The sequence below is a fragment of the uncultured Oscillibacter sp. genome (assembly GCF_910579365.1).
GTDB lineage: Bacteria > Bacillota > Clostridia > Oscillospirales > Oscillospiraceae > Oscillibacter.
On the sequence record NZ_CAJTUX010000029.1, the window covers coordinates 25,299 to 31,391 of the forward strand.

Annotated in this window: 7 protein-coding genes; 1 reads left to right on the top strand and 6 read right to left on the bottom strand. The window is 59.5% G+C overall.

Going from position 1 to position 6,093, the window contains the following annotated elements; genetic code table 11:
- Positions 1-3 precede the first annotated feature (3 nt).
- The 4 genes from mnmA to QZ329_RS08515 all read right to left on the bottom strand — a co-directional run bounded on the left by mnmA (position 4) and on the right by QZ329_RS08515 (position 3,466).
- Positions 4-1,119: a tRNA 2-thiouridine(34) synthase MnmA gene (mnmA, locus tag QZ329_RS08500; protein ID WP_295751095.1), complete on the bottom strand. Its 1,116-nt coding sequence runs from the start codon at positions 1,117-1,119 to the stop codon at positions 4-6.
- Positions 1,067-1,498: a Fe-S cluster assembly scaffold protein NifU gene (nifU, locus tag QZ329_RS08505; RefSeq protein ID WP_295751098.1), complete on the bottom strand. Its 432-nt coding sequence runs from the start codon at positions 1,496-1,498 to the stop codon at positions 1,067-1,069. The genes mnmA and nifU overlap by 53 nt, the downstream gene beginning before the upstream one ends.
- A gap of 14 nt (positions 1,499-1,512) precedes the next feature.
- A complete protein-coding gene (gene nifS / locus QZ329_RS08510) occupies positions 1,513-2,700 on the bottom strand; it encodes a cysteine desulfurase NifS (RefSeq protein WP_295751101.1) in 1,188 nt (395 codons plus the stop codon).
- A gap of 280 nt (positions 2,701-2,980) precedes the next feature.
- Entirely contained in the window at positions 2,981-3,466 is a 486-nt protein-coding gene (locus QZ329_RS08515; protein WP_295751112.1) for a PfkB family carbohydrate kinase, read from the bottom strand.
- Between the two features lie 200 nt (positions 3,467-3,666).
- On the opposite strand from QZ329_RS08515, the gene QZ329_RS08520 reads away from it, so the two are divergent.
- The gene (locus QZ329_RS08520; protein ID WP_295751104.1) at positions 3,667-3,822 is read left to right on the top strand and encodes a hypothetical protein; all 156 of its coding nucleotides are present in this window, start codon (positions 3,667-3,669) and stop codon (positions 3,820-3,822) included.
- Positions 3,823-3,856: 34 nt separating this feature from the next.
- On the opposite strand, the gene QZ329_RS08525 is transcribed toward QZ329_RS08520, so the two are convergent.
- Both QZ329_RS08525 and QZ329_RS08530 read right to left on the bottom strand, forming a co-directional pair.
- Positions 3,857-4,531, bottom strand: coding sequence for a recombinase family protein (locus QZ329_RS08525; RefSeq protein ID WP_295751107.1), 675 nt, complete (start codon positions 4,529-4,531; stop codon positions 3,857-3,859).
- A gap of 99 nt (positions 4,532-4,630) precedes the next feature.
- Positions 4,631-5,884: a DUF6017 domain-containing protein gene (locus QZ329_RS08530; RefSeq protein WP_295751109.1), complete on the bottom strand. Its 1,254-nt coding sequence runs from the start codon at positions 5,882-5,884 to the stop codon at positions 4,631-4,633.
- Between the last annotated feature and the right edge of the window lie 209 nt (positions 5,885-6,093).

A 6,093-nucleotide genomic window follows, 5' to 3' on the forward strand; every position in this document is an offset into this window, starting at 1 on the left:
CGGCTAGTCTGAGGGAAGAATTTCTCCGCCGCCCAGCACCGTGTCTCCGTCATAAAGCACCGCCGCCTGGCCCGGGGCAGGAGATCGCTGGGGTTCGTCAAATACCACGCGCACCCGGCCTTTTCCGGCGGGATAGGCCGTGGCGGGCAACTCCTTTTGGGTGCTCCTCAGCTTGACGCCGCAGGAAAACGGCCGCTCCTGAGCCGTCCCGGAAATCCAATGAAACGTTCCCGCTTCAATCCAGGCCCGGAGCAGCGCCTTTTTTCCGCCCAGGGTAACGGTGTTGTCTTCTGCGGAGACGCCGCAGACATAAAGACGCTCCGGCGCGGAGATTCCCAGGCCCCGCCGCTGACCGACGGTGTAGTGAATCACACCCCGGTGGGTTCCTAGGACCCTCCCGGCGGTATCCACAAAATCTCCGGGGACGGCGGCTCTGCCGGAAATCCGCTCCACGGCGGCGGCATAGTCCCCATCCGGGGCAAAGCAGATATCCTGGCTATCCCGTTTTCCCGCATTGGCGAGTCCAGCTTTCCAGGCAATTTTGCGGACTTTGGACTTTTGGAGCCCTCCCAGAGGGAACAGGGTATGGGCAAGCTGGTCCTGGGTCATGCCGTAGAGAAAATAACTCTGGTCCTTTGACTGATCCAGCGCTTTTTTCAGGACATACTGCCCGTCCCGTTTTTCGATCCTGGCGTAGTGGCCGGTGGCGAGATAATCACAGCCAAGCACTTTAGCCCGCTCCAGGAGCCGCCCGAATTTCAGGTACCGGTTGCAGTCAACGCAGGGATTGGGCGTTAGACCGCCTTCGTAACCGGCGGCGAACTTCTCCATCACCGCCGCCCGGAATGCGTCCTTGAAGTTGAACACATAGTAGGGTATCCCCAGCCGGAAGGCCGCCGCCCGGGCATCCTCCACGTCCTCCAGGGAGCAGCAGGTCCGGCGGCTGAGCCCCGCGTCTTCGCTGTCAAAGAGCTTCATGGTACAGCCCGCGCAGTCATAGCCCTGCCGTTTCAGCAAAAGAGCGGCGGCGGAGGAATCCACGCCGCCGCTCATGGCCACCAAAACCTTACCGCCCACAGCCTTCACAGTGGGCGCAGTCCGGAAACTGGGCCGGGTCATAGGCCACGCCTTGCCGGTCGTAGTAGTCCTTCAGCGCCGCCTTGATGGCCTCCTCCGCCAGGACGGAGCAGTGGAGCTTGTGGGCCGGGAGGCCGTCCAGGGCCTCGGCCACCGCCTTGTTGGTCAGGGCCATGGCCTCGGACACCGGCTTGCCCTTGATAAGCTCCGTGGCCATGGAGCTGGAGGCGATGGCGCTTCCGCAGCCGAAGGTCTCGAACTTCACGTCCTCGATGACGCCGTCCCGGATTTTCAGGTAGATTTTCATGATGTCGCCGCATTTGGCGTTGCCCACTTCTCCCACGCCGTCGGCGTTTTCGATGGTCCCCACGTTCCGGGGGTTGCGGAAATGGTCCATTACTTTCTCGCTGTATAATGCCATGATTTCAATCCTCCTCAGATGATATGGGTTGCCTTGCCGCTCTCCAGGTCCCGCCACACCGGGGACATGCTCCGCAGATACGAAACCACGTCCCGGACGGCTTCGATTAGATACTCCACTTCCTCCTCCGTCGTCTCCTCGCCGATGGTCAGCCGCAAAGAGCCGTGGGCGATCTCGTGGGGCCGCCCGATGGCCAGCAGCACGTGGCTGGGGTCCAGGGACCCGGAGGTGCAGGCGGACCCGGAGGAGGCGCAGATGCCCTTGTCGTCCAGCAGAAGCAGCAGGGATTCGCCCTCAATGCCCTCAAAGCAAAAATTCACGTTCCCTGGGAGCCGCTTTGCCGGGTCGCCGTTCAGGACGCTGTGGGGAATCTCCGCAAGGCCCGCGATGAGCCTGTCCCGCAGGGCGGAGATACGGACGGCGTTCTCCGTCAGATGGGCGCAGGCCTCCTCCAGCGCCGCCGCCATGCCCACGATGGCGGGGAGGTTTTCCGTCCCGGCCCGCCGGCCCCGCTCCTGGCCCCCGCCCTCAATGAGGTTCGTAAGGGCCACGCCCCGGCGGGCGTACAGGGCGCCGATGCCCTTGGGCCCGTGGAACTTGTGGGCGGAGAGGGAGAGAAGGTCAATGTTCTGCGGCCCCACGTCGATGGGCAGGTGCCCCGCCGCCTGGACCGCGTCGGTGTGGAACAGCACCCCCGCCTCCCGGCAGACCGCGCCGATCTCCGAGACGGGCTGGACGGTGCCGATCTCGTTGTTGGCGTACATGACGCTTACCAGGCAGGTGTCGGGCCGGATGGCCGCCCGGACCTGCTCCGGCGTCACCAGGCCGTTTTCGTGGACGTCCAGCAGGGTGACGGCAAAGCCTTCGCCCTCCAGCCTTTTCAGGGTGTGGAGCACCGCGTGGTGCTCGAAGGCGGTGGAGACGATGTGGCGCTTGCCCTTCCGGGCCCCCAGGGCGGCGGCGGAACGAATGGCCTGGTTGTCCGCCTCGCTGCCGCCGGAGGTGAAGGTGAGCTCCCTTGCCTCGCAGCCAAGACAGGCGGCGATTTGCCCCCGGGCGTCCTCCAGGGCCTCCCTGGCCCTCTGGCCGAAGGTGTAGAGGCTGGAGGGGTTGCCGTAGATCTCGTCCATATAGGGCAGCATAGCGTCCACAGCGGTCCGGCTCATCTTCGTTGTGGCCGCGTTATCGGCATAGATTTTCATAGGGAATCCTCCGTTTTGATTACCTAGTATCTTTATTGGTAATTGGATTATAGCATAATTACCCAGCTTGTCAATAGGTAATTTGAGTTTTTGAACACTGCCGGAAAAGATACCGGTATTTTCAATATTATTCCGTTAGAACGTGCGCCCGCCGGTGCGCTGAAAACGGCGGTCTTGAAATCTGTTGTTTTTCAAAACCGCCGTTTGGTGCTTGTTTTTGGGTGGCGCGCCATTAACACCGCTGATCAGACATAAGCTGGGTATCCTGGTGCCCGGCATATTACAGCAAACCGTTGATCTCCTCCCTGGACGGCATGACCCGCAGGGCTCCTTTTCGGGTCGTAACGAGCGCCGCAGCGGCGTTGGCAAAGGAGAGCATCTCGCGCAAGTCCCCTTCCTTTAGCTCAAACAGCCCGTGATCGAGGATGTAGTTCAAAACACAGGCGCAGAAGGTATCCCCGGCGCCGGTGGTTTCCACCGTGTTTTTCAATTTGAGTGCGGGGACGAATACCCGAAACCTTTCATAATAGGAATAACTGCCCTCTGCACCGGCGGTGACATTCATCAAACGAATATTGGGAAACGCTTTGCGGAGGATCGCCGCACCCCGGTCAAAATCCGTTGTCTCGGTCATAAATTCCAGCTCATTATCGGCGATCTTCAGGACATCACACTTGGACAGACCGCATTCGATCTGGACCCGCGCATTGTCCATAGTATCCCACAGTGGAGGCTGGGGGTTGGGGTCAAAGGAAATGAATAACATCCTGATACAAGAGGTGTTATCTCTCCTTAACTTGGCTGAAAAGCAAAAAAGCAAGCCCACCTAATAAAAAACGGTGTTTGGGTGGGCCTCTTTGCCATGCTTAAAATTGGTTTATGCCCTCCAAACCCGTTTGAGTTTGGAGGGATTACTTTGCATTGGTCCGATATGACCAGCCCGCTGCTTACCAGGCGGCCTTAACGGTGCGAGAGAAAGCGACACTGGTGCGAGAGCTGGCACCGCTGGATTCCATCCCGGACCACAATCCCAAGTATCTGCTGGTGATGGACAATGACCCTCCGGTTTCCCACAATGGAATCCGGCAGAAATATGTGCTGGACTGGCTGATAGAAAAATGAGGGGGGCAATAAAGCTGGGGAAAACCGATCTTATTCAGCGGTTCAAATCGCCTTTGCCGGGGGTGATGCCCTTGAGCTCCATCTGTCGGACGGCCACGCCCTCATGGACAGCAGGCAGCAGATCAAGCCCCTGCCGCTCAAAGGTTTGATAGGACATTTCCAGCTCCCTGGCCGCACTTCTGGAGGAAATGCCGCTCTCCTGCCACAGCCGGGCAAATTCCGGAAAGTCTTCCGGAAGCTCGATCCCTTCCCGTCCGAACTGGACGCCCCTCTCCTTCGCCGCGGCAATGCCCTCCGCCTGCCGCTGGCGGATGCTCTCCCGCTCGGTCTGGGCCACGTAGCTGAGAAGCTGGAGCATAATGTCGGCGATCAGGGTTCCGGTGAGGTCCCGCCCCTGCCGGGTATCCAGCAAGGGCATGTCCAGCACCACAATGGCGGCTTCCCGCCCCTTGGTGATAGCGGCCCATTGTTCCAAAATCTCTGTGTAATTCCGGCCCAGGCGGTCGATGCTTTTGATGACCAGTACATCTCCAGGGCATAAGCCGCCCACCAGCGCATGGTATCGCGGCCTGTTAAAATCACGCCCGGACAGCTTCTCAATGACGATATTTTCCTCATCTATGCCAAATTCCCGCATTGCCGCCAGCTGGCGAGCCTCGTTTTGGACCTGGGTGGATACGCGGACGTAGCCGTAGGTTTTGCAGTTCATGTGCTGGCCCCCTTTTTGTAAAACATGGAAAGCGCTCTTTCATAATTTTAACAAAAAAACAGATGAATAAAACATCCGGGGCAGCCTGGGCAGCGTCCCTTATACTATCATGGGCAGACAGGGCGCCGCGCTGCGGGCTCGTATTGAGTCCGTCGAATCCTCCGCCAGATCGCGGCTGACCAGGGAAGCGTAATACTGCCCCATGGTGGCCGGGGCATTGTAGAGGGCGGCGAGAGTGTACGCTTTGATGTTTCCAATGGCGGCCGTAGTATGGCCAAGGCAGTCCCGGACGTATTCGACGTGTTCCCGCCCCAGTTTCAGGAAGCGGGAACGAACCACAGCCGTGGGAAGCTCCTGCCCGCAGATACGAACCGTTTCCCTCGTAGAGCAGGCAGCTTCCGTCATCAGTTCCACGTAGCCGTCAAAGATGTCAGCGTCACAGGGATGGTCCCAGACCAATCCCTCGTAGTCAATGTTCTCCCGGATTTCTTCCCGGACCCATCGCATCTCATCCATCAGATTCCGGCCCTTGGGGCCCCCGCCGCAAACCAGCGAAGCGTTTGCGGTAGAGAGAGCTGGAGCAGCGCAGCGAGTGAGCTTTGCCGCTTGCGGCGAAGCGAGGGATGCGGAGTTTGCGACGGCGAGGGGCTGGGGGAGGATACGATTGGTCTCAGTCAATTCAGTCTCTTTTTTCTCAGTCTCATTAGCCGCCCGATTCGGGCAATCCAGACTGCCTTCTGCGGGCACTCTGGACTGCCCGGTCCGGGCGGCCTTGTCGTCGGAAGAAATTCCGCTCTGCTTCGTCCCCGCCTCCCGGCGAGGACTACGCCCGCTCCATTCCTTCCTCCTCTCCCCACCGCAAACGCTTCGCTGGTTTGCGGCGGGGACCCCAGGCGCAGAAAAAAGAGCCTTATTGGAGGATTCCTCTCTTTGAACGGCGGAGACCTTTTTCTCATTCCGAGACGGCTCCACAGCCTCATTGGTTTCGTTTTGCGGAGCGGCGTCGTTCTCACAGCTGGAAAAGTTCTTGACATAGATCATGGCGGGCTTCCCCAGACCCTGGCGCTTGCGCTCAATGAGCCCGAAGCGCTCCAGCTCCCTCATGAAAGCAGTGGCCCGGTTGTGCCCGCAGCGGAGGAACTTCTGCACATCCTTCTGGACAAAGTAGATGAACACCCGGCCCAGGCCGTCCATCCAGCCGTTTTTTGCAGACAGGCCCACCCGGTCCAGCATCAGGGCGTAGAGCGTCGCGGCCTCCAGGGAGAGCTCGCCGTCAAAGAGAGCCTTGGGCATGCGGTAAAAACGGGACGGGCCCGCCTCGTTTCCGTAAAAGTAATCCAGATTGAACTGCATAACATTAACCTCCAAAATGTAAAAAGGCCCCGGCGACGACTGTCGCCGGGGCTGATTGTTTTATGACAAATAGAATTTAGGTCTTGCAATCGTAGTAAAGCCACTTTTCCCGGTCACCACCACGTTGTTGGCTCCGCTGGCGCAGTGGATGACTTGGACATTGCCCGCAGAGTCAAAGCCGCAGACGATGCCCACATGGGTATCCTCCG